The 22,470-nt window shown below is 69.2% G+C and carries 16 protein-coding genes and 1 pseudogene; 12 read left to right on the top strand and 5 right to left on the bottom strand.

What is annotated here, in order from left to right; genetic code table 11:
• The first annotated feature begins 126 nt into the window (after positions 1–126).
• From AB0M87_RS12835 to AB0M87_RS12825, 3 genes are all read left to right on the top strand, one after another.
• Positions 127–1,689, top strand: coding sequence for a GMC family oxidoreductase N-terminal domain-containing protein (locus AB0M87_RS12835; protein ID WP_365851987.1), 1,563 nt, complete (start codon positions 127–129; stop codon positions 1,687–1,689).
• An 80-nt stretch (positions 1,690–1,769) separates the two neighbouring features.
• The gene (locus AB0M87_RS12830; protein WP_365851986.1) at positions 1,770–3,194 is read left to right on the top strand and encodes an aldehyde dehydrogenase family protein; all 1,425 of its coding nucleotides are present in this window, start codon (positions 1,770–1,772) and stop codon (positions 3,192–3,194) included.
• A gap of 11 nt (positions 3,195–3,205) precedes the next feature.
• Complete coding sequence (locus AB0M87_RS12825; protein ID WP_365851985.1) at positions 3,206–4,345, top strand: M20 family metallopeptidase; 1,140 nt, start codon at positions 3,206–3,208, stop codon at positions 4,343–4,345.
• 169 nt (positions 4,346–4,514) lie between these two features.
• On the opposite strand, the gene AB0M87_RS12820 is transcribed toward AB0M87_RS12825, so the two are convergent.
• The gene (locus tag AB0M87_RS12820) at positions 4,515–4,940 is read right to left on the bottom strand and encodes a YjbQ family protein (protein ID WP_365851984.1); all 426 of its coding nucleotides are present in this window, start codon (positions 4,938–4,940) and stop codon (positions 4,515–4,517) included.
• Positions 4,941–5,045: 105 nt separating this feature from the next.
• Here AB0M87_RS12820 and AB0M87_RS12815 point away from each other — a divergent pair, with 105 nt between their 5' ends.
• A complete protein-coding gene (locus AB0M87_RS12815; protein ID WP_365851983.1) occupies positions 5,046–6,128 on the top strand; it encodes an NAD(P)-binding domain-containing protein in 1,083 nt (360 codons plus the stop codon).
• A gap of 321 nt (positions 6,129–6,449) precedes the next feature.
• Here the strand turns inward: AB0M87_RS12815 and AB0M87_RS12810 are convergent, their stop codons facing one another.
• Positions 6,450–8,252 (bottom strand): ABC transporter ATP-binding protein, encoded by a 1,803-nt coding sequence (locus AB0M87_RS12810; protein WP_365851982.1) that lies wholly within the window; start codon positions 8,250–8,252, stop codon positions 6,450–6,452.
• A gap of 94 nt (positions 8,253–8,346) precedes the next feature.
• On the opposite strand from AB0M87_RS12810, the gene AB0M87_RS12805 reads away from it, so the two are divergent.
• The 3 genes from AB0M87_RS12805 to AB0M87_RS12795 all read left to right on the top strand — a co-directional run bounded on the left by AB0M87_RS12805 (position 8,347) and on the right by AB0M87_RS12795 (position 12,540).
• Entirely contained in the window at positions 8,347–8,832 is a 486-nt protein-coding gene (locus AB0M87_RS12805; protein WP_365851981.1) for a MarR family transcriptional regulator, read from the top strand.
• Positions 8,833–8,905: 73 nt separating this feature from the next.
• Positions 8,906–10,762 carry an ABC transporter ATP-binding protein gene (locus tag AB0M87_RS12800; RefSeq protein ID WP_365851980.1) on the top strand — a complete coding sequence of 619 codons (1,857 nt, stop codon included), beginning with the start codon at positions 8,906–8,908 and terminating at the stop codon, positions 10,760–10,762.
• A complete protein-coding gene (locus tag AB0M87_RS12795; protein WP_365851979.1) occupies positions 10,759–12,540 on the top strand; it encodes an ABC transporter ATP-binding protein in 1,782 nt (593 codons plus the stop codon). The genes AB0M87_RS12800 and AB0M87_RS12795 overlap by 4 nt, the downstream gene beginning before the upstream one ends.
• Before the next feature lie 90 nt (positions 12,541–12,630).
• Here the strand turns inward: AB0M87_RS12795 and AB0M87_RS12790 are convergent, their stop codons facing one another.
• Positions 12,631–13,425 (bottom strand): metal-dependent hydrolase, encoded by a 795-nt coding sequence (locus tag AB0M87_RS12790; RefSeq protein ID WP_365851978.1) that lies wholly within the window; start codon positions 13,423–13,425, stop codon positions 12,631–12,633.
• A 130-nt stretch (positions 13,426–13,555) separates the two neighbouring features.
• Between AB0M87_RS12790 and AB0M87_RS12785 the strand changes: the two genes are divergently transcribed.
• The 3 genes and pseudogenes from AB0M87_RS12785 (at position 13,556) to AB0M87_RS12775 (ending at position 18,622) form a co-directional block, all read left to right on the top strand.
• Positions 13,556–16,069 (top strand): DUF3516 domain-containing protein, encoded by a 2,514-nt coding sequence (locus tag AB0M87_RS12785; RefSeq protein ID WP_365851977.1) that lies wholly within the window; start codon positions 13,556–13,558, stop codon positions 16,067–16,069.
• Between the two features lie 96 nt (positions 16,070–16,165).
• Positions 16,166–17,038 carry an acyl-CoA thioesterase II gene (locus AB0M87_RS12780; protein ID WP_365851976.1) on the top strand — a complete coding sequence of 291 codons (873 nt, stop codon included), beginning with the start codon at positions 16,166–16,168 and terminating at the stop codon, positions 17,036–17,038.
• A 133-nt stretch (positions 17,039–17,171) separates the two neighbouring features.
• Positions 17,172–18,622: pseudogene (locus AB0M87_RS12775) on the top strand (aldehyde dehydrogenase family protein).
• A 68-nt stretch (positions 18,623–18,690) separates the two neighbouring features.
• Here AB0M87_RS12775 and AB0M87_RS12770 read toward each other — a convergent pair.
• The gene (locus AB0M87_RS12770) at positions 18,691–19,221 is read right to left on the bottom strand and encodes an MFS transporter (RefSeq protein WP_365851975.1); all 531 of its coding nucleotides are present in this window, start codon (positions 19,219–19,221) and stop codon (positions 18,691–18,693) included.
• A gap of 126 nt (positions 19,222–19,347) precedes the next feature.
• Positions 19,348–20,613, bottom strand: a complete 1,266-nt coding sequence (gene phnA, locus AB0M87_RS12765; protein ID WP_365851974.1) for a phosphonoacetate hydrolase — start codon at positions 20,611–20,613, stop codon at positions 19,348–19,350.
• A 209-nt stretch (positions 20,614–20,822) separates the two neighbouring features.
• On the opposite strand from phnA, the gene AB0M87_RS12760 reads away from it, so the two are divergent.
• Complete coding sequence (locus AB0M87_RS12760; protein WP_365851973.1) at positions 20,823–21,737, top strand: LysR family transcriptional regulator; 915 nt, start codon at positions 20,823–20,825, stop codon at positions 21,735–21,737.
• Positions 21,738–21,799: 62 nt separating this feature from the next.
• Positions 21,800–22,288, top strand: a complete 489-nt coding sequence (locus AB0M87_RS12755) for a glutathione peroxidase (protein WP_365851972.1) — start codon at positions 21,800–21,802, stop codon at positions 22,286–22,288.
• Positions 22,289–22,470: the final 182 nt, after the last annotated feature.

The raw sequence follows: 22,470 nt of genomic DNA, 5'->3' as shown, positions 1-22,470 counted from the left end.
TCCTCCAAGAATCAGAATAAGTTGAACGTTCAGTATTGACTGAACTGTCTGCCCGAGTGGAGAGTACCGGGCAAGCCTGCGGACCTCCGAGGCCACGACCGATCACCCTACGGCGGGAGACGAGATATGACGAGCGACGGCTGGGACGTCATCGTGGTGGGGGCGGGATCCGCGGGCGCGGCGTTTGCGGTTCGCTCGGCCGAGAAGGGCAAGCGCGTCCTGCTGTTGGAGGCGGGCCCCGATTACCGGTCGGCGCAGATGCATGAGGCGTGGCGCTCACCGAACCCGGTGGTCGCGTTGATGGATCCCACAGCGGCCAAGGGGCTGATGTGGAGGGGGCTGACGTCCTCCCGCACCGACAAGCAGCAGCAGGCGCCTTACTGGCGCGGTCGGGGGGTCGGCGGCAGCTCGTCGATCAACGGACAGATCGCGATCCGGCCGCCGATGGCGGACTTCGACGACTGGGCGGCCCTTGGCTGTTCGGGTTGGTCGCCGGAGGATGTCCTGCCCTACTTCGCGAAACTGGAGGACGACACGGAGTTCGGTGACGAGCCGTACCACGGCCGTGGTGGGCCGACGCCGATCCATCGGATGCAGCAGGACGAGTGGGGCGCTGTTGACACTGCGCTGGCCCGTTCCGCTCTCGCGGCCGGTTTCGGCTGGGCCCCGGACGTCAATGCGCCTTCGGCGACCGGCGTTTCGCCGTACCCGATCAACTCGCGTCATGGTCGACGGGTGACGGTCAACGACGCATACCTGGAGGCGGCCAGGGAACTGAGCACCCTCACCATCCGCGGAGACGCTCTCGTCGACCAGGTGGTCTTCGCTGGGAGCCGGGCGGCGGGAGTCCGGCTGCTCGTCGGTGGACAGGTGGTGACCGAGCAGGCCGACACGGTCGTCCTCAGTGCCGGTGTGATCCACTCCCCTGCGATCCTCATGCGCTCCGGCGTCGGCCCCGCGGCGCACCTACGTTCTGTGGGCATCGACGTGCGCCACGACCTTCCGGTGGGGCGCGGCATGCAGGACCACCCGATGGCTCTGGTATCGATCCCGCTGACGGATGCGGCAGCGGTCAAGACGCCGCACGATCGGCACACCAATGTCTGCGTCCGATGGACCAGCGGCTCCAGCGCCCCGCAGAACGACTTGATGTTCGTCTCGCTCAACCAGAACGTGCTGGCCATGGCCACCGCCTCGACCGGCACCAGTTCAGGAGCCTTCGGGATCTGGCTGAACCAGCACTACTCCCGCGGCATGCTGACGCTGGCCTCGGCCGACCCCTCCGACCAGCCGCTGGTACAGCAGCGGATGTTGTCCGACGAGGCGGACCTCGCCCGCATGCGCCACGGTGTGCGGGCGCTGGTCGACGTGGCCTGCCGGCCCGAGGTCGCGGAGATCACAGCTGGCTCGCTCGAGAAGGAGAACGCGGCTCTGTTCCGCGTGCTGGAGAGCGACACCGGACTCGACGACTACTTGCTGGCGACGGTCGCGGACGCGCAGCACGGCACCAGCACCTGCCGCATGGGCGCGACCAGCGACCCCGGCACGGTCGTCGACAGCGAGTGCCGCGTCCTTGGCGTGGACGGCCTTCACGTGGTCGACGCGTCGGTCTTTCCGACCGTGCCCCGCGCCAACACCAATCTCGCCACGATCATGGTCGGTGAACTCATGGCCGACCGGATCGCCTGACACAACCCCGCTTGCCGATTCTTTTCAGCGGGCCGGTCAGTGCCACGGTCCCCGCTCTGTCCACGGAGGAGACCTTCCCGATGAAGACCTTGCAGAATTATATCGGCGGCATGTGGGAGGACTCCCTGAATGACGCACTGCTTGATGTCGTCAACCCCGCGACCGAGGACGTCGTCGCCCGCGCTCCCGGTGGCTGCCGGGGCGACATCGACCGCGCGGTAGCCGCAGCCGCGCGGGCACAGCCCGCATGGGCCGCGCTGCCCTTGGCAGAGCGCGTCGCAAACATCTCCGTCTGGGCCGACACCATCGCCGAGCACGCCGATGAACTCGCCGAACTCGAGTGCCGGGAGATGGGCAAGCCGACCGGGATCGGCCGCACCTTCATCGACGGTGCGGTGACCGGCCTCAAGGCTGCGGCAACCCAGGCGCTGTCGTACAGCTTCGACGAGACGGTCAGCCACCCGGACGGCAGCGCGACGAGGATCCTGCGTCATCCGCTGGGCACCACCGCGGTGATCACACCCTGGAACTTCCCGGTTCCCATGGCTCTCGGCGCGCTCGGCCCCCTGCTGGCGGCCGGCAACACCGTCGTCGTCAAGCCCTCGGAGCGCTCCCCGCTGTCGGCCGTGAGGCTCTTCGAGCTGCTGAACCTGCCGCCGGGGGTGGTGAACCTGGTCCTCGGCGATGCGCGTGCCGGAGCGCCTCTGGCTGAGCACGAGCAGATCCAGCTCGTGCACTTCACCGGATCTGTCGAGGCCGGCCGGAAAGTCGGAGCGGGTACCGGCAGGCTGTTGCACCGCGCGGTGCTCGAACTCGGCGGCAAGGACCCCGTCGTCATCGACGCGGCAGTCGACCCCGCCGCGACGGCCGCCGCCGTCGCGTTCGGCGCCTTCGTCAACACCGGGCAGATCTGCACGTCCATGGAACGCGTCTACGTGCACCGGGAGATCGCCGACGAGTTCATCGACGCCTTGGTGCAGGCGGCGCGGACGTACACCATGGGCGACGGTCACGACGACGGCGTCATGATGGGCCCGCTGGTCGACGAGCGTCAGCGCGACATCGTCCGGCGGCACGTCACCGATGCGGTCGAGCGCGGTGCGACGGTCCGCGCGGGAGGGGTCGATCCGGACGTCAAGGGCTTCTTCTACCCGGCCACAGTTCTGACCGGTGTCGACGAGTCAATGCTGGCGATGAACGAGGAGACCTTCGGCCCGCTCGCCCCCGTCGTGGTCGTCTCCTCCTTCGAAGAGGGCCTCGAGCGTGCCTCCCGGTCCCGCTTCGGCCTAGCCGCAACGGTCTACACCAACGACCCCGACCACATCGCCGCGGCCGCCCGGATCCCCGCAGGCGTCGTCTGGATCAATCAGTGGCAGGGTGGGGGCCCCGAACGCGTCTACGAACCCGCAGGCGACAGCGGCATGGGAGCCACGGGTGCGACCGCCGCCTATGACGCCGCCACCCGACCGGCCACCGTCCACATCGCCCCGCAGACGGCGCGGTGAGAACCACACCGGTGAATCCCCGGAGCATCATCGAGCGCCGGATCCGGACAGCGGAACACGGACTGGTGGATCTGTCCCACCGGATCCACGCCCATCCGGAACTTGCCTTCCAGGAGATCCGAGCCAGTGACTGGGTCGCCCAGCACCTGAGCGAAGCTGGATTCGAGGTCGAACACGGCTGCTACGGCCTGCCCACCGCGGTCCGTGCCACCGTGGGCTCCGGGCCACTGCACATCGCGGTCTGCGCGGAATACGACGCGCTGCCGCAGATCGGCCACGCCTGCGGACACAACGTGATCGCTGCCGCCGCGGTGGGCGCCGGCCTTGGGCTGGCAGGCCTCGCCGACGACCTCGGAATCACGCTCACCGTGCTCGGGACACCGGCCGAGGAAGGCGGCGGCGGCAAAGTCCTGATGCTCGAACGTGGAGCCTTCGACGGACTCGAAGCCGCCATGATGGTGCATCCCGCGGCCGTCGAGATGGATGCCATGCCCGGCTCGGCGGTCTCCATGTTCGACGTGTCCTACCGCGGTACGCCCGCGCATGCGGGTGCCTATCCCGAACGCGGCCTCAACGCCGCCGACGCCATGACCGTCGCCCAGGTGGCCATCGGACTGATGCGCCAGCAGACCACGAGCGGGGACCGTATCCAGGGCATCGTCACTGAAGCCGGCAGCGCGGCGAACATCATCCCGGAGGCCAGCCGAGGCCGATGGGTCGTCCGCTCGGACACACTGTCGGCGCTCGCACCGCTCACGGCACGCGTACAGCGCTGCTTCGAAGCCGGGGCACTCGCGACCGGATGTGAACTGTCGATCGCCCCGGCCGGCCCCGACTACGCCGACCTGCGACCCGACCCCCGCCTACTGGCGCTGTACCGGACCAACGCAGAAGCCCTCGGCCGAACCTTCCCGGACCTGCCCGGCGGCGCAGCCACCGGAGCCGCCACCGACATGGGCAACGTCTCCCACGTCGTCGCCAGCATCCATCCCATGCTCGGACTGGACTGCGCACCCGCGGTCAACCACCAGCCAGAATTCACCGCCGCGTGCATCACACCGGTCGCCGACCGCGCCGTCATCGACGGCGCCATCGCCATGGCTTGGACCGCCGCCGACCTCGCCACAGCCTCCCGGACGAGCCGATCGTGAGGCGCGACCGGGAAGCCGCGGCTGCACCGTACTCAGGGACGACGGGGGATCGGCTTACCGTTCGCCTCAGGCGGCGGAACCATCTGGCCTTCGCCCACCAGGCTGGAGCTACTTGCTATTCATTTGGTGCGGCCGGACTTCCCCTCTACGGTCCCACCGGAGGGACTGACTAGCCGAGGAAACTCAACCGCACCTGACGGTTCGTATTATCGACGTTCGTGTCCACCAGACAGACCGACTGCCAGGTGCCCAGTTCAAGGCGGCCGCCGATCACCGGAAGTGTCGCGTGCGGGGCCACGAAGGCGGGCAGAACGTGGTCCCTGCCGTGTCCGGGGCTGCCATGGCGGTGCTGCCAGCGGTCGTCGGCGGGCAGTAGTCCGTGCAGCGCGCTGAGGAGATCGTCGTCACTGCCCGCTCCGGTTTCGATGAGGGCGATACCGGCCGTGGCGTGCGGGACGAAGACATTGAGCAGGCCGTCGCGGCCCGCCGCCGTCTCCCGCAGAAACTGCTCGCAGTCCCCGGTCAGATCGGCGACCCGCTCGGCCGTTCCCGTGTCGATATGCAGAATGCGTGTGGTGAAGCTGTCGTCCGGCATGCGCACCATTTTCACTCCCGAGTGGCGGAAGCGCGCGTCTGTTGTGCCAATGGGACGGAGATCTCCGGCGGGAAGATCTCACCCTTCCGGCCCGTTGGGTGAGGTGTGAACGACTTTGCGGCACATCCGGTGGACGTGGTGGTCATAGGCGCCGGGCAGGCAGGCCTGTCGGCCGCGCACCACTTGCGACGTGCCGGGCTGGTTCCGGACCGCGATTTCGTGGTGCTCGACCATGCACCCCGACCGGGCGGCGCATGGCAGTTCCGCTGGCCGTCGCTGACGTACGCCAAGGTCCACGGCATGCACGCCCTGCCGGGAATGGAGCTCACCGACGCCGACGGCGGCCGCCCGGCGTCCGAGGTCATCGCCGGGTACTTCACGGCGTACGAGGACGCCTTCGACCTTCGCGTGCACCGGCCGGTCGAGGTGTCGGCGGTGCGGGAGGGGGACGGCGGCTTGCTGCTGGTCGAGACGTCACAAGGCGTGTGGCCGGCCCGCGCGGTGATCAATGCGACGGGCACCTGGGACCGGCCGTTCTGGCCTCGTTATGCCGGCCAGGAGACGTTCGCCGGGCGCCAGTTGCACACGGCGAACTATCCCGGTCCACAGGAATTCGCCGGACAGCGGGTGGTCGTGGTGGGCGGCGGGGCATCAGGCACCCAGCATCTGATGGAGATCGCCGAGGCCGCCGAGGCCACCACCTGGGTGACGCGCAGGCCTCCGGTGTTCCGGGAAGGCCGGTTCAACGAGGAGTGGGGGCGGTCCGCAGTCGCCCTGGTCGAGGAACGGGTGCGCCGGGGCCTGCCGCCACAGAGCGTGGTCTCGGTGACCGGGTTGCCGGTGAACGACGCGGTCCGCGCCGCCCTCGCCAACGGCACACTCGACCGGCTGCCGATGTTCGACCTGATCACCCCCGAGGGAGTGACCTGGGCCGACGGACGCATGGTGGCGGCCGACGTCATCCTGTGGGCCACCGGTTTCCGCGCGGCCATCGACCACCTGTCCCCGCTGAAGCTCCGGGAGGCCGGCGGTGGCATCCGGATGGAAGGGACCCGCGCCGCGCGGGACGAGCGGATTCACCTGGTCGGTTACGGGCCTTCCGCATCCACCATCGGCGCCAACCGGGCGGGACGGGCTGCTGTCCGCGATATCAAGCGTCTGCTGGACCGAGCTCCGGCACCCGCATGAACCGGACAGACGAACAGGGGATCGCCTGTTCCCCCGAACGCGTGAGCGTACGAGGTTCCGTGGCTTTCTCATCGTCCGGAGCCGGATGCTTACGGTGCGCAAGCGACGGGCTGCAGACCGTATGTGCGCAGTCCCACTGATGCACCACGCACAAGGAGAAGCACCACATGAACTTCCTCACCAACCTGCTCGCCGGCGTCGTCCACTTCGTGGGTTGGCTCATCTGACACCCGTCTCGACTGGCGCCGTCGCTTCCCGTCCCACGGGAGCGGCGGCGCTGCCGTGTGGCCCGGCTGCGCCCCCGAGCCGTCGGCAACGGGATCACACGGTGGGTGTCAGCTCGCTGTCCCGGCGCACCAGAGCCGCGTAGCGTCCGTCCAGGGCAAGGAGCTCCTCGTGCGTGCCGCGCTCGGCGATCCGGCCCTCGTCCAGCACGATGATCTGGTCGGCGTCCCTCACGGTGGAGAGCCGGTGCGCGATGGTGATGGTGGTCCGGCCTGCGGAGAGTCCGTCGATGGCCTGCTGGACGGCGTGTTCGGTGCGGGTGTCGAGCGCGCTGGTCGCCTCGTCCAGGACCAGCACCGGTGGGTCGCGCAGGATCGTACGGGCGATCGCCAGGCGCTGCTTCTCACCGCCGGAGAACCGGTAGCCCCGCTCGCCGACCAGGGTGTCGTATCCGTCGGGCAGTGCGGCGATGTGGTCGTGGATCTGGGCGGCTCGGGTGGCTTCCTCGAGCTCCGCGTCGGTGGCGTCCGGTTTGGCGAAGCGCAGGTTGTCCGCAACGGAGGCGTGGAAGAGATAGGTCTCCTGCGACACCACGCCGACGGCGCGCGCCAGCGTGGCGAAGTCGAGTTCGCGCACGTCGACTCCGTCGAGGGTGACGTGGCCACCGGTGACGTCGTAGAGCCGGGGCACCAGGTAGCTGAGGGTGGACTTGCCGGATCCGGTGGGTCCGACGACGGCCAGGCTGCCCCCCGGAGGCACCGCGATGTCGATGGCGTGCAGAGTACGGCCGGACTTCTCGTCGTAGGCGAAGTCGACGTTCCGGAAGCGCACCTCACCGCGGACCTTGTCGAGCCGCACCGGGTCGTCCGGTTCGGTGATGTCCACCGGCAGGTCGAGGTACTCGAAGATCCGCTGGAAGAGCGCGAGCGAGGTCTGCATCTGCACGCCGGTCGACAGCAGACTCACAGCAGGCCGGAACAGACCCTGCTGAAGCGATACGAAGGCGACGAGCGTGCCGATCGAAACGGCGGGACCGCCGGCCTGGAGCGACAGTCCCGCCGCCCAGTAGATGACGGCCGGCATGGCAGCCATGACGATGCCGATGGTCGACATCCGCCAGCGTCCGGCCATGCTGGAGCGCACCTCGAGGTCGACGAGTTGCTCGGACTCCTCGGCGAAGCTCCGGGTGAGCGAGTCGGCGCGGCCCATGGTGCGGCCGAGCAGGATTCCGCTGACCGACAGCGACTCGGTCACCGTGGCGGCCATCGCCGCCATCTGCTTCTGCCGCTGGGTCGTGATTCTTTTGCGCTCCCTGCCGACCCTGCGGCTGATCCAGACGAACACCGGGAGGAGCAGCAGGGACACGACGGTCAGCCGCCAGTCGAGGGCGAGCATCGCCACCACCGTGGCGATGACGGCGGTGAGGTTGGAGACCAGGGAGGTCGCGGTGGAGGTGACGGTCGCCTGCATGCCGCCGATGTCGTTGGCGATGCGGGACTGAACCTCTCCGGTTCGGGTCCTCGTGAAGAACGCGAGTGGCATCCGCTGGAGTTGGCCGTAGACGGCTGTGCGCAGGTCGTGCATGACCCGCTGGCCGACGGTCGTGGAGATCAGGGTCTGCAGGACGCCGAAGACGCTGTTCACGACCGCGGTGGCGATCATGCCCAGGGCGAGCAGACTCAGCAGACCCGTGCGGCCCTGCGGAATCGCGGTGTCGAGGATGGCTCGGAGCAGGAAAGGCGAGGCAACCGAAACCAGCGACGATGCGCCGACCAGCAGCCCGACGAGCGCCAGGCGTGCGCGGTACGGGCGGAAGAGCCGGAGGATGCGCCGCAGCTCGGCGGGCGGCTGGCCTGCTTCGCGGGGCGGGGGCGTCCAGTTGATGCGGTCGGGGTTCATGAGCTCCTTCGGAGGGGTCCGGTACATATCTGCGTGGAGCATAGCTCACTGTTACCTATACTCACAATGAACTGGGTCCTGATATTGTTCCGGCATGCAGCCCTCCTCTTCCGGTCCCCCCGACGCCGACGCGCTGCTGGCCGAGCAGCTCTTCCGGGTGACCCGGAGACTTTTCCGTATCCACAAGCAGCATCTGGCCCCGGTCGGGATAACGCCCGCGCAGTCCCGGCTGCTGCGCACCGTCTCGCACTGCGCCGAACCGCCGCGGATGGCCGATCTCGCCCATCGTCTGGAGGTGGTGCCACGCGCCGTGACCAGCCTCGTCGACGCGCTGGAGGAGAGCGGCAGCGTCCGCCGCGTCCCCGATCCGACCAACCGCCGAGTGGTGCGGATCGAGCTCACCGACAACGGCCGGGCCACTCTGCGGGCGTTGCGCGACGCGCGCAGGATTGCCGCCGAGGAGATCCTGGCACCGCTCTCGCCCGAACAGCGCGAGACCCTCGGCGAGTTGCTGTCCACGCTGATGGACGGAGCACCCGTCCGTCGAAACGGCGACTGCCCGCCGACGTCCGAGCAATAAATTCGATTGCCCCGACCGGTGGTGAAGCGCGAACCTTGCACGGTTTGAGCCAACCTCCGATTCCTGGGACGCCATGCAGATCCGCGATCTTCCTTATCCAGATCCAGGCGAACCCGACGTCCGGTCAGGTCCACGTTTTCTCTACTGGCTCGGGCGCAACCAGCTCGCCGGGCAGCTCAAGTCGCTCTCCTGGGGGCTGCTGAGCCAGTGCGGGATCGCGGGTCTTCCGCTGGCTGTCGGCTTTGCCGTCCAGGCCGTCATCGACCGGTCGGGCAGTCGCCTGGCCCTGTCCGGTGGGCTGATGGTGCTGCTCGGCGCGGTGATCGCGCTCGGGGACACCATGTTGCACCGGACCGCCGTCACCAACTGGATCACCGCCGCGGCCCGGGTCCAGCAACTGCTGGCCCGCCGAACCGCCGAACTCGGTTCGGCGCTGACCCGCCGGGTGGCGGCCGGTGAGGTCGTCGCCGTCTCCACCGGCGACGTGGAGAAGATCGGCTGGTTCGTGGAGGCGGTCTCCCGCTTCCTCGCCGCCGCTGCCGCACTGGTGATCATCTGTGTCGGCCTGATGCTGTATCTCCCCTCGCTCGGCATCGTGGTGGCGCTCGCCATGCCGGTGCTGGCCCTCTCCGTCCTGCCGCTGCTCTCCCGTGCCACCGCACGGGCGGACATCCAGCGGGAGAAGGCCGGCCGGGCCACCGAGCTGGCTTCGGACACCGTCGCCGGTTTGCGGGTCCTCCGCGGTATCGGCGGCGAGGAACTCTTCCTCGGCCGTTACCGGCGCGCCTCGCAGGAGGTCCGCGAGGCGGCGGTGCGCAGCGCGCGCATGTGGTCGCTGATCTCGGGGATCCAGGTGCTGCTGCCGGGGCTGCTGCTGATCGGCGTGGTCTGTTACGGCGCGAAGCTCACCAGCGAGGGACGGATCGGGGTCGGTCAGCTCGTCACCGTCTACAGCGCGGTGGCCCTGCTGCTCTCACCGTTGCGGCACTTCGAGGAGATCGCCATGGCGTACTCCTTCTCCCGGCCCTCCGCGAAGCGGGCGGCCCGGGTGCTGGCGCTGGAGCGCACCTCCTACGAGACCACTGCGGACGGCACACCGGCCGGCGATCTCTACGATCCGGCCACCGGGCTGCTCGCACCCGCCGGCCGCTTCACCGCGGTGGTGTGCGGTGACCCGGATGCGGCGGGCACCCTGGCCGAGCGCCTTGGCGGGCACCCGCCGACCGAGGAGAAGACCCCCTCCGTACTGCTCGGCGGTGTGGCCCTGAACGACCTGCCGCTGGACACCGCACGCACCGCCGTCCTGGTACAGGACAAGGACCCGGTGCTGCTCTCCGGCACGGTGCGCGATCTGCTGGACGTACCGGCCTCCGGCCAGGTGACGGCCGAGGACGCGCTGGCCGCCGCGCAGTGCGGTGACGTCCTGCAGGCGCTCGCCCAGGCGTCCGTCGACGCCGACGGCGACCCGATGCGGACCCGTATCACCGAACGCGGGCGTTCGCTGTCCGGCGGGCAGCGGCAGCGGCTCGCGCTGGCCCGCTCCCTGGTGACCGACCCGGAGGCGCTGGTACTCGACGAGCCGACATCCGCCGTCGACTCGCACACCGAGGCGCGGGTCGCGCAGGGCGTCAAGGAGTTGCGCGCCGAGCGGACGACCGTGGTCTTCACCTCGTCTCCGCTGCTGCTCGACCATGCCGATCGGGTGGTCTTCGTGCACGACGGAGCCGTCGCGGCCGTCAGTACCCACCGCGAACTGCTGCGCAGCGATCCGCACTACCGGGCGGTCGTCACACGTGAAGCCGACGAGGAACCGGCCGGTGACGGTCCGGTAGGAGCCGGGCCGGTAGGAGCGCCGACCGGAGCAGGGTCGAGCACCGTGGAACTGACCGACGACGCGCAGGCGTTCGCAGACATCGAGGAGAGCGCATGATCGGCGTCGCGCCACCGGCGTACGACCCGGCGGCACCGGAGACGGCGGCCACCCTGCCCGTCGGTACGCCCGCGACCGTACGGGCCTATGTCCGCCGGCTGCTGAAGCGCCACCGCGGCGCGTTCGCCGTGCTGATCGGGGCGAACGCCATCGCCGTGATTGCTTCGCTGGTCGGCCCCTACCTGCTCGGCGGGCTGGTGGAGGACCTCTCGGACGGTGCGCACCATCTCCATCTGGAGCGCACCGCACTGGTGTTCGCGGCGGCCCTGCTCGTCCAGACGGTCTTCGTCCGCGTCATGGGGCTGCGGGGCGCCATGCTCGGCGAGCAGATGCTGGCCGATCTGCGCGAGGACTTCCTCGTACGATCAGTCGCGCTGCCGCCGGGCGTCCTGGAGCGGGCCGGTACGGGAGATCTCCTCTCCCGTATCACCACGGACATCGACCGGCTCGCCAACGCGATGCGTGAGGCCGTGCCACAACTGGCGATCGGGGTGGTCTGGACCGGTTTGCTGATCGGTGCGCTCACCGTCACCGCGCCGCCCCTGGCGCTGGCCGTGCTGGTGGCGCTGCCGGTGCTGATCACGGGCTGCCGCTGGTACTTCCGCCGGGCGCCGTCCGCGTATCGTTCGGAGGCCGCCGGCTACGCGGCTGTCGCCGCGATGCTCACCGAAACCGTCGACGCCGGGCGGACCATCGAGGCACACCGCCTCGGCGCGCGCCGGGTGGCCCTCTCCGACCGCCGGGTGAAGGAATGGACGGCCTGGGAGCGGTACACGCTCTGGCTGCGCTCGGTGCTCTTCCCGGTCATCAATGTCACCTACGTGACGATCCTGGGCGCCGTGCTGATACTCGGCGGGGTCTTCGTACTGCAGGGCTGGCTCAGCGTCGGACAACTGACGACCGGCGCGCTGCTGTCCCAGATGATGGTCGACCCCGTCGGCCTCATCCTGCGCTGGTACGACGAGCTGCAGGTCGCCCAGGTGTCGCTGGCCCGGCTCGTCGGTGTCCGGGAGATCGAGCCCGACGCCGGTGACGAACAGGTGCGTCCCGACGGGCGCGAGGTGCGCGCCGACGACGTGCACTTCGGCTACCGCGAAGGCGTCGACGTACTTCATCGGGTGACGCTGGACGTGCCGCCCGGGACCCGGATGGCACTGGTCGGCCCGTCCGGCGCGGGCAAGTCGACACTGGGCCGGCTGCTCGCGGGGATCTACGGTCCGCGGACCGGCGAGATCACGCTCGGCGGTGCCGAGCTGGCCAGGATGCCGGCCGAACAGGTCCGCAAGCACGTGGCCCTGGTCAATCAGGAACACCACGTCTTCGTCGGCTCGCTGCGGGACAACCTGCTCCTGGCCCGGACGGACGCGGACGACGCCCAGTTGTGGGCGGCGCTCGGCGCGGTCGACGCGGACGGCTGGGCGCGGGCCCTCGACGACGCCCTGGACACCGAGGTCGGCTCGGGCGGCCTTGCCCTGACGCCCGCGCAGGCCCAGCAGATCGCGCTGGCCCGGCTGGTGCTGGCCGATCCGCACACGCTGGTGCTGGACGAGGCGACTTCGCTGCTGGATCCGCGGGCGGCGCGGCATCTCGAGCGGTCGCTGGCGCGGGTGCTGGACGGGCGGACGGTGGTGGCGATCGCGCACCGACTGCACACCGCGCACGATGCGGATGTGATCGCGGTGGTGGAGGACGGGCGGATCAGCGAGCTGGGCAGCCATGACGAGCTGGTGACGGCGGACGGGGCGTATGCGGCGCTGTGGAGGTCATGGCACGGGTAGGGCGCCCGGCGCGGGACTGTTCCGTTCCCTGCTCCCCCGGCCCCTCCGGCCCGAGCAGGGAACGGGACGGACACGCAGCAGACCCGAACCTCAGATGACCCCCATCGCCGCGGCTGCCCCCACCCCGCCGGCCACCATGAACAGCGGCATCAGCACTTTCAGTTCGACCCAGCTCCCCGCCCGGAACCGCATGAACTTCGGCGGACCCAGCGGATACCAGTGATGGCGTCCGAGCGGGATCGGCCAGAGTATCGGGCAGCCGGACACCGTCAGCGCGTCCCCGATGTCATGGACCAGTGCGCCCAGCACGATCGGCAGTCCCAGCCACATGTACGCCTGGCCGGGAGCGTCGAAGAGCCAGTCCGAACCGTTGCCCGGCTGGTCCAGCACGCCGGCCAGGATCCACGCACTGGCCGCGCCCAGCAGCCACACGAGGACATCGCTGCTGGTGCCGCGGGACGCCCGCCACAGCAGCCCCTCGATGGCGAGCACCATGTGGACGAAGAGTATGGCGAGCACGGCCCACCGGCCGCCGAAGACCGCCGCCGCTGCGGCGCCCGCGCCGAGCAGCACCGCCCACAGCCAGGTGTGGGTCAGCGTGCGGTGTCCGCCCGACCTGCGCGGGTCCCCCTTGCCGCGGGTCGCCTTGTAGACGGCGGCTGCGATCGTGTCGACGATCGCGCAGAGCGCGTGCGACAGCGGGCCGAACGCCGTCGAGATGGTCGCTGCTTTGTGGTCCAGGTCCGGAGCCAGCGCGGCGCCCGCGCTGATGAGCGCGCCGACGACGAGGACCGGCCACGGCATGGGATGCCCGTATGCCGCGGCCGCCGCACCCACCCCCAGCCAGGCTGCTGCCCCTGACAGTGAGTGTGCCGGTCCCATCATGGTCGTTCCCGCCCCGTTTGCTTGTGCCGAAGGCCAGTTGAGCCCTGGTCGAGAGGGCAGCGTATCTCCCGTGATCTTCCTGGCGGCAGCCGGTTCCCCTCTGGAGGCGGAAGGCAGGCAAGATGGGGGTGTGACCCTTATCGATCAGCTCCCGCCGACCGCCGACCCCGATGCCCTGTTCGAGGCTTTCTCGTCGTGGGCGGAGGATCAGGGCATCACGCTCTATCCGGCTCAGGAGGAGGCGCTGATCGAGGTGGTCTCGGGTGCGAACGTCATCCTCTCGACCCCCACCGGATCGGGGAAGAGCCTGGTCGCGGCGGGTGCACACTTCACCGCGCTGGCTCAGGACAAGGTCACCTTCTACACCGCTCCGATCAAGGCACTGGTCTCGGAGAAGTTCTTCGACCTGTGCAAGCTCTTCGGCACCGAGAACGTCGGCATGCTCACCGGCGACGCCTCGGTGAACGCGGACGCCCCGGTCATCTGCTGCACGGCAGAGGTGCTGGCCTCGATCGCGCTGCGCGACGGCAAGTACGCGGACATCGGCCAGGTCGTGATGGACGAGTTCCACTTCTACGCGGAGCCGGATCGCGGCTGGGCCTGGCAGATCCCGATCCTGGAGCTACCGCAGGCGCAGTTCATCCTCATGTCAGCGACCCTCGGCGACGTCTCACGCTTCGAGGAGGACCTGACCCGGCGTACCCGCCTGCCCACCTCCGTCGTCCGGTCCGCCAGCCGCCCGGTGCCCCTCTCCTACGAGTACCGGCTGACGCCGATCACCGAGACGCTGACCGAGCTGCTCGAGACGAAGCAGTCACCCGTCTACATCGTGCATTTCACGCAGGCCGCCGCCGTCGAGCGTGCGCAGTCGCTGATGAGCATCAACATGTGCACCCGCGAGGAGAAGGACAGGATCGCCGACCTGATCGGCAACTTCCGCTTCACCACGAAGTTCGGCCAGAACCTTTCGCGCTATGTGCGCCACGGCATCGGTGTGCACCACGCCGGCATGCTCCCCAAGTACCGACGCCTGGTCGAGAAGTTGGCGCAGGCCGGGTTGCTGAAGGTGATCTGCGGTACGGACACGCTCGGCGTGGGGGTCAACGTCCCCATCCGCACGGTGCTGTTCACGGCTCTGACGAAGTACGACGGGACGCGGGTGCGGACTCTGCGGGCCCGGGAGTTCCATCAGATCGCGGGCCGCGCCGGCCGGGCCGGTTTCGACACCGCGGGTTTCGTCGTCGCGCAGGCGCCCGAGCACGTGGTCGAGAACGAGAAGGCGCTCGCCAAGGCCGGGGACGACCCGAAGAAGCGCCGCAAGGTGGTCCGCAAGAAGGCTCCGGAGGGCTTCATCGCGTGGAGCGACAGCACCTTCGAGAAGCTGATCGCCTCCGATCCCGAGCCGCTGACCTCCCGCTTCCGCGTCACCCACACCATGCTGCTGTCGGTGATCGCCCGCCCCGGCAACGCGTTCAACGCGATGCGCCATCTGCTCGAGGACAACCACGAGCCGCGCAAGGCGCAGCTGCGTCACATCCGCCGTGCCATCGCGATCTACCGTTCGCTTCTGGACGGCGGAGTGGTGGAGCAGCTGGACACCCCGGACGCGGAGGGCCGCATCATCCGGCTCACCGTGGACCTGCAGCAGGACTTCGCGCTCAACCAGCCGCTGTCGACGTTCGCGCTCGCCTCGTTCGATCTGCTGGATGCCGAATCGCCTTCCTACGCTCTGGACATGGTCTCCGTCGTCGAGTCGACGCTGGACGACCCCCGGCAGATCCTGGCCGCCCAGCAGAACAAGGCGCGCGGTGAGGCGATCGGCCAGATGAAGGCCGACGGGCTGGAGTACGAGGAGCGCATGGAGCGGCTGCAGGAGGTGACGTACCCCAAGCCGCTCGAGGAGCTGCTGGTGCACGCGTACAACGTGTACCGCACCAGTCATCCGTGGGTCGGCGACCACCCGGTCTCGCCGAAGTCCGTCATCCGTGACATGTACGAACGCGCCATGACCTTCACCGAGTTCACCTCGCACTACGAGCTCGCGCGCACCGAGGGCATCGTGCTGCGGTATCTCGCCGGGGCCTACAAGGCGCTGGACCACACCATTCCGGACGATCTGAAGTCCGAGGACCTCCAGGACCTCATCGCCTGGCTGGGCGAGCTGGTCCGCCAGGTCGACTCCAGCCTGCTCGACGAGTGGGAGCAGCTCGCCAACCCCGAGGTGGAGACCGCCGAGGAGGCCGCCGAGCGCGCCGACCAGGTGAAGCCGATCACGGCCAACGCGCGCGCCTTCCGGGTGCTGGTCCGCAATGCGATGTTCCGCCGGGTCGAGCTGGCGGCGCTCGACCAGGTGGCCGCGCTCGGCGAACTCGACGCTGACGCCGGCTGGGACGAGGACGCCTGGGGCGACGCCATGGACGCCTACTGGGACGAGTACGACACGCTGGGTACGGGCCCGGACGCCCGCGGTCCGAAGTTGCTGATCATCGAGGAGGACGCGGAACACGGGCTGTGGCGCGTCCGGCAGATCTTCGCGGATCCGAACGGCGATCACGACTGGGGCATCAGCGCGGAGGTGGACCTCGCTGCCTCCGACGAAGAAGGCCGCGCGGTGATCCGCACGACGGCTGTCGGCCAGCTGTGAGCGGGCCGATCCGTGCACGCGGCCCCGCCGTGGGGGACGAAGCTGTGAACGTGGCCACGTGGTGAAGGTGGCCGAGGTGAACCAGGAGAACAACGCATGACGAACCCCGCCGAGCGGCTCATCGATCTGCTCGATCTGGAGCAGATCGAGGTCGACATCTTCCGCGGCCGCAGCCCGGACGAGTCTCTGCAGCGGGTCTTCGGCGGGCAGGTCGCCGGTCAGGCCCTGGTCGCCGCCGGCCGTACGACGGACGGACAGCGGCCGGTCCACTCACTGCACGCGTATTTCCTGCGTCCCGGCACTCCCGGTGTGCCGATCGTCTACCAGATCGAGCGGGTCAGGGACGGACGCTCCTTCACCACCCGCCGGGTCACCGCCGTGCAGCAGGGCCGCACCATCTTCAATCTGACGGCCTCCTTCCACCGGCCCGAGGAGGGCAGCTTCGAGCACCAGTTGCCGCCGTCACACCCTGCGCCGGACCCGGAGACGCTGCCGACGGTGGCCGAGGAGATCCGCGGACATCTGGGGGCCATGCCGGAGACGCTGCAGCGTATGGCGCGTCGGCAACCCTTCGACATCCGCTATGTGGACCGGCTGCGCTGGACCCCGGTCGAGATCGCGGGCGCCGACCCACGCAGCGCCGTGTGGATGCGCGCGGTCGGGCCGCTCGGCGACGACCCGCTCGTCCATACCTGTGCGCTCACCTACGCCAGTGACATGACGCTGCTCGACGCCGTCCGTATCCCCGTCGAACCGCTGTGGGGGCCGCGCGGCTTCGACATGGCGTCGCTGGACCACGCCATGTGGTTCCACCGGCCTTTCCGTGCGGACGAGTGGTTCCTCTACGACCAGGAGTCCCCCATCGCCACCGGCGGCCGGGGCCTGGCCCGCGGCCGGATCTTCGACCGGGCGGGACAGCTGCTGGTCTCCGTCGTCCAGGAGGGGCTGTTCCGCAAGCTGGGCGGCTGATGGCCGCCGGGCCTCCCGCATAAGGTTCGGCTATCGGTCGCATTCGTGAATCGCGCATTGTGACGGCCCCCCTGCTGAGCGAGCCTGGCCACAGAGTCGGCACCGGGCCGGCGAGTCCAGCGAGGGGGAGTAAATGGCACCACACCTTCGGCTCAACTTCATCGACGGGAAGTGGGTACCGGCCGAGTCCGGACAGACCCGCGAGAACGTCAACCCCGCCGACTTCTCGGACGTGATCGGCGAGTTCGCCGAGTCCGGTGGGGTCGACATCGACCACGCGGTCGACGCGGCAGCCGTCGCGCTGCCCGCCTGGCGGCAGCTCGGCCCCATCAGGCGCGGAGCTCATCTGACGGAGGCGAGCCGCATCCTCGGTGAGCGCGCCGAGGAGGTCGCCGCGGCCATCACCCGCGAGCAGGGCAAGCTGCTGTCGGAGGCCCGCGGCGAGGTGTCGCGGGCGCGCGCCATTCTCGACTTCACCGCAGGACAGGCTCGGCTGCTCGGCGGAGTGACGGCGCCGGCCGAGGAGGAACGTACCTTCGCCTATACCTTCCGTAAGCCGATCGGGGTCGTCGGTCTGGTCTCTCCGTGGAACTTCCCGCTGGCCATTCCGATGTGGAAGGTGGCTCCGGCGCTGCTGTCCGGCTGTACGGCCGTGCTCAAGCCGTCGCCCCTGACGCCTCTCACGTCGGCGCTGCTGGTCGAGGTGTTGCAGCAGGCGGGTGTCCCGGACGGCGTGCTGAATCTCGTGCAGGGCGACGTCGCGGCGGGCGAGGCGCTGGTAGCCAATCCCGCGGTCGCCGGGATCAGCTTCACCGGATCGCTGCCGGTGGGCACCGCCATCCATGTGGGCGGCGCGCGGCGGCTGCTGCGTACCCAACTCGAACTGGGCGGCAAGAACGCGCTGATCGTCTGTGACGACGCCGACATCGGCAGGGCCGTGGAGCCGTGCTGCTCGGTGCCTTCGGGCAGGCCGGGCAGCGGTGCAGCGCGACCAGCCGGGCCGTCGTCGACATCAGGGTGCGGGACGAGTTCCTGGACCGGCTCGTGGCGCGGGTGTCGGATCTGCGGGTCGGTCCGGGCAACGATCCGGCGTCTGAGATCTGTCCCGTCGTCAACACCGCCCGGCTGGAAGCGGCGCTGACCGCGATCACGAGGGCGCAGCGGGACGGCGGGAAAGTGCTGTGCGGTGGCGAGCGGGAAACCCGGGAGGGTCTGCCGGAGGGCTGCTACGTCCAGCCGACGGTGATCCGGGACGTCCCATGGGACAGCGAACTGGCCCAGGAGGAAGTCTTCGGTCCTGTTCTCGCCGTCGTCGATGCGGATGGTTTCGACCAGGCGATGACGATCGCGAACTCGGTGAAGTACGGGATGTCGGGCACCGTCTTCACCGTTTCGCAGTCGCGGGCCTTCGAGGCCATCGACCGCTTCGAGGCAGGGATGCTGCACGTCAACCGGCCGGGTGTCGGGGCGTACGCGCATCTGCCGCATGTCGGTTCCAAGGCATCACAGTACGGGCCGCCGGAGTGCTCCCCGGAGGTGTGGGACTTCTACACCGAGTGGCATTCGGCTTGCATCAGTTACTGACGGCCCTCGTCAGCGAAACAGCGGCAGGGCCCGGCGGGATTTCCCGCCGGGCCCTGCCGCTGTGCGTGTCAGGAGCCGACGACCTCCTGTGCGAGACCGAAGGACAGTGTCATGCCGGCCCCGCCGAGTCCGTTGACGATCGTGACGCCGTCCTCGGGGCTGAGCGTCAGTTCCGTCCGTCCGTCGCGCGACGACGGGTGGGCGCTGCTCAGCCCCATCAGGCAGGCGGCGGTGATGGCGCCGATCATGCCGCCGATCACCACGACGCGGGGGCCGAACCGGTCGGCCCACATGCCCCACATGAACTGGCCGGCCGCGTATGCCGCGAGATAGACGGCATCGATGGCCCCGAGCGCATGCTCGGTGAGCATGGTGTTCACCGTGGGATCGTCGAGAATCCCGAGCTTCGCGACGGAGAACGTCTGGCGTGCGGAGTAGAAGCCCGCGTAGGCGAGCCAGGTGATGACGAAAATCTGCCGACGCCAGTGCGTGGCCCGGGCGGAGAGCGGTACGGGCGAAACCTGACTGAGCGCTTCGCGGCTGGTGACGGCGGCGCTGGTCCGGCTGTCCGGTTCTTGCTGTGGTACGAGGTCGGCCATGGTGGTGTCCTGTCCTCGGCATACAGGGAGAGTTCGGGTGGTGCGGGCACAGGGTTCGGTCTTCCTTTCGGCTTTCGGGCGCTGCCCGGCCCCGTACACGCTTCGGCGGCGGCAGGATGCGAGAGGTCAGTCGGTGAGCGACCGTCCCGCGGCGAGCGAAGTGCCCACCCAAAAAGCGTCGAAGTTCCGCAGTCGGTGCCCCGGGGGCAGCGCCCCGGTCTCCGCGTTCACCAGGAAAGGCACCTTCTGCTCCGTCAACCCGCCGTGCGAGCGCAGGGGCTCCTTGAAGCCGGAGATGTCATGGCGCGCCGGGGTGGTCCCGAGGACCGCATTGCGCTCGGAGATGACGACGATCTCGCCGATCCGGTCGCCGGGAAGCTCGAAGCGCTCGCACGCCTCCGCGCGGGTCAGGACCGTCTGCACGCCGTCCTCCGCGGCGAGTCCGGCCACGACGGCGGGTACGTCGGCGCTGTCGGGCAGATGCACGGTGGCGTACGACCCGAGCGCCCCATGGTGCACGGTGTACGGATCGGTGATCGGCAGGACCACCCTCGACGCGCCCTCACCGAGCCTCTCGTCGAGCAGATCCTGCAGGAACACGACCTGCGCCGTGCCCCCGCCGTCGCTCTTGGCGTTCATGCCGTGGTCGGCGGTGATGACGAGGACGGCTCCCAGAGCGTCGATCTTCTCGAAGTACATGTCGAGCATGGCGTAGAAGTCGTTGGCGGCCGGCGAGCCGGGGGCGTGCTTGTGCTGGATGTAGTCGGTCAGCGACAGATACATCAGCTCCGGCCGTTCCTGCTCCAGCACATCGACGCCGGCCGCCATCACCAGCTCACTGAGTTCTGCGCTGTAGACGGACGGCAGCTCCATGCCGACCCGCTCCAGCACCTTGGTGATGCCGTTGTTCTCCTCGATCAGCTGATCGGCCTTCTCCGCGGAGAAGCACATGCCGTCCTTCAGCCCGCTGCCCAGCAGCCGGCGCAGTTTGTCCTTGGCGGTGATGACCGCGACCTTGGCGCCGGCCCGGGAGAACACCGAGAAGATGGTCGGGGCGCGGAGCAGCTCCGGGTCGTTCATCATGACCTCGGTGCCGGTCGCCGTGTCGTAGAAGTAGTTGCCGCAGATGCCGTGCACGGCCGGCGGCACACCCGTCGCGATGGACATGTTGTTGGGGTTGGTGAAGGACGGCATCGTGCAGTGGCCCCGCAGATCGCTGCCCCGCTCCAGCATCCGCTCCCGGAAAGGCATCCGGCCGTCCGCCACCGCCCGTTCGTGGTAGGCGTCCTCACTGCCGTCGATGCAGACCACGACGACGGGCCGCTGGGGCCATGCGTAGTCGCGCCCGTTCACGGAGAGGTACTCGGCTCGCCCGGTAAGAGAGTCCTTCATGTACGGATCCACCCCTTGAGGTTGAAGACGAGGACGGCCACTTCCGTCCCGTACCAAAGGGGTAACACCCGGCGCCGCCGGCGCAGAACCTCTTGGATTGCTATAGCGGTCATAGCCGCATGCACGCTGCCGCGCGCCCCTCCCCACCAGGGCTGATCGCGGATAGGATCGCCCGACAACCGATCATGACGGGTCCTGGGAGGAGGAGTGTGGAACTCAACCTTCACCGCTTGTGGATCTTTATGCAGGTCGTCCAGCACCAGGGGTTCTCGGCAGCCGCGCACAAGCTCTACATGAGCCAGCCGTCCGTCTCCAATCAGGTACGCAGGCTCGAGCAGTCACTGCGCGTCACACTGATCGACCGTTCCGGCGCCCGGATCCGGCCGACGGCGGAGGGCGAGGTCCTGGCCGAGTACGGCAAGCGGGTGTTCCTCCTCGCCGACGAGGCGGTCGCCGCCGTGCAGCAAGTCAGCGGACTCACCTCGGGACGGCTGCTGGTGGGCGGCACGACGACGGTCGGCACCTACCTGTTGCCGCAGTTGCTCGCCCGCTATCAGGAGCACCATCCGGGAATCGAGTGCGACGTCTACGTGGGCAACAACGAGGCCGTACTGGAACGGCTGCTGGCCGGCGGCATCGGCATCGCCGTCGTCGCGGGCGCGCCCAGCGCCGAGCAGCTCGTCTCGGAGACGGTCCTCTCCGAACGGCTCGTGCTGATCGCCGCCCCCGGCCATCCGCTGGCCGGTGGGCAGCAGGTGGAGCCGGCGGCCTTGCGCGGCTCGCGGTTCCTGCTGCGCGAGCCGGGCTCGCAGACCCGCGAACTTCAGGAACAGGTGCTGCAGGACTCGGAGTTGACGGACTACTCACGCAGTGATGTGTGGGGCCCCGAGGCCGTCAAGCAGTGCGTGGCGGCCGGCCTCGGGGTCTCGCTGATCTCCGAGCACGCAGCGGCCGACCACGTACGTGCCGGGACGCTGGTCCTCGTGCCGGTGGGACCCGAGCCGCGGTCCCGGCCGGTCAATCTGGTGCGCCGCCGGGACCGGCTGCCGTCTCCCGCCGAGCGGGCCTTCGTCGGGATACTGAAATCGCTCGGTCGCTGGCCGGACGAGCTGCCCGGCCGGTGACGACCGGCCCGGCACGTCCTGGAACACTGCTGAGCAACAGTGACCCATGACAGGAGCCATCGATGAGCCTGTACGACATCCCGCTGAGGACCCTGACCGGTGAGCCGACTTCGCTGGCCGACTATCGGGGGCGGGCGGTGCTGCTGGTGAACGTCGCGTCCAAGTGCGGCCTCACGCCGCAGTACGCAGGGCTCGAGCGACTGCAGAAGACGTACGGCGACCGCGGCTTCACCGTCCTCGGCGTGCCCTGCAACCAGTTCGCCGGCCAGGAGCCGGGCAGCGCGGAGGACATCCAGACCTTCTGCTCGGCCACCTATGGGGTGACCTTCCCGATGCTGGAGAAGACCGAGGTCAACGGCGAGCGGCGGCATCCGCTGTACGCGGAGCTGACCCGGGTGGCCGACGCCGGGGGCGAGGCCGGGGACGTCCAGTGGAATTTCGAGAAGTTCGTGATCTCCCCGCAGGGCGAGGTCGTCTCGCGCATTCGCCCGCGTACCGAGCCGGACGCGCCGGAGGTCGTCGCGGTCATCGAGGCGCAGCTCCCGGCCTGAGCGGCGGCGTACCGGTATGCCCTGGCACCGGCATGCACCGGCACCGGTGTCCGGCCCGCCCGTGGGGGGCGGGGCCCCGGGGGGGGGGGAGGTTGATGGGGAACGGGAGAGGGGGGGGGTGGGGGAGAGGTTTTAATGTTAGGTTTTTTTAAAGGGGGTGGGGGGGTGAATAAAAAAAAGGG

This window comes from Streptomyces sp. NPDC051320 (assembly GCF_040682175.1).
GTDB lineage: Bacteria > Actinomycetota > Actinomycetes > Streptomycetales > Streptomycetaceae > Streptomyces.
This window is presented reverse-complemented; position numbering and strand designations above follow the sequence as displayed.

Excerpts from the sequence above, each read along its gene's own strand:
- AB0M87_RS12780 (WP_365851976.1), top strand. The coding sequence starts at position 16,166 with ATGACGAACCCCGCCGAGCGGCTCATCGATCTGCTCGATCTGGAGCAG.
- AB0M87_RS12795 (WP_365851979.1), top strand. The coding sequence starts at position 10,759 with ATGATCGGCGTCGCGCCACCGGCGTACGACCCGGCGGCACCGGAGACG.
- AB0M87_RS12790 (WP_365851978.1), bottom strand. The coding sequence starts at position 13,425 with ATGATGGGACCGGCACACTCACTGTCAGGGGCAGCAGCCTGGCTGGGG.
- AB0M87_RS12835 (WP_365851987.1), top strand. The coding sequence starts at position 127 with ATGACGAGCGACGGCTGGGACGTCATCGTGGTGGGGGCGGGATCCGCG.
- AB0M87_RS12810 (WP_365851982.1), bottom strand. The coding sequence starts at position 8,252 with ATGAACCCCGACCGCATCAACTGGACGCCCCCGCCCCGCGAAGCAGGC.
- AB0M87_RS12820 (WP_365851984.1), bottom strand. The coding sequence starts at position 4,940 with ATGCCGGACGACAGCTTCACCACACGCATTCTGCATATCGACACGGGA.
- AB0M87_RS12830 (WP_365851986.1), top strand. The coding sequence starts at position 1,770 with ATGAAGACCTTGCAGAATTATATCGGCGGCATGTGGGAGGACTCCCTG.
- AB0M87_RS12755 (WP_365851972.1), top strand. The coding sequence starts at position 21,800 with ATGAGCCTGTACGACATCCCGCTGAGGACCCTGACCGGTGAGCCGACT.
- AB0M87_RS12770 (WP_365851975.1), bottom strand. The coding sequence starts at position 19,221 with ATGGCCGACCTCGTACCACAGCAAGAACCGGACAGCCGGACCAGCGCC.
- AB0M87_RS12805 (WP_365851981.1), top strand. The coding sequence starts at position 8,347 with ATGCAGCCCTCCTCTTCCGGTCCCCCCGACGCCGACGCGCTGCTGGCC.
- AB0M87_RS12800 (WP_365851980.1), top strand. The coding sequence starts at position 8,906 with ATGCAGATCCGCGATCTTCCTTATCCAGATCCAGGCGAACCCGACGTC.
- phnA (WP_365851974.1), bottom strand. The coding sequence starts at position 20,613 with ATGAAGGACTCTCTTACCGGGCGAGCCGAGTACCTCTCCGTGAACGGG.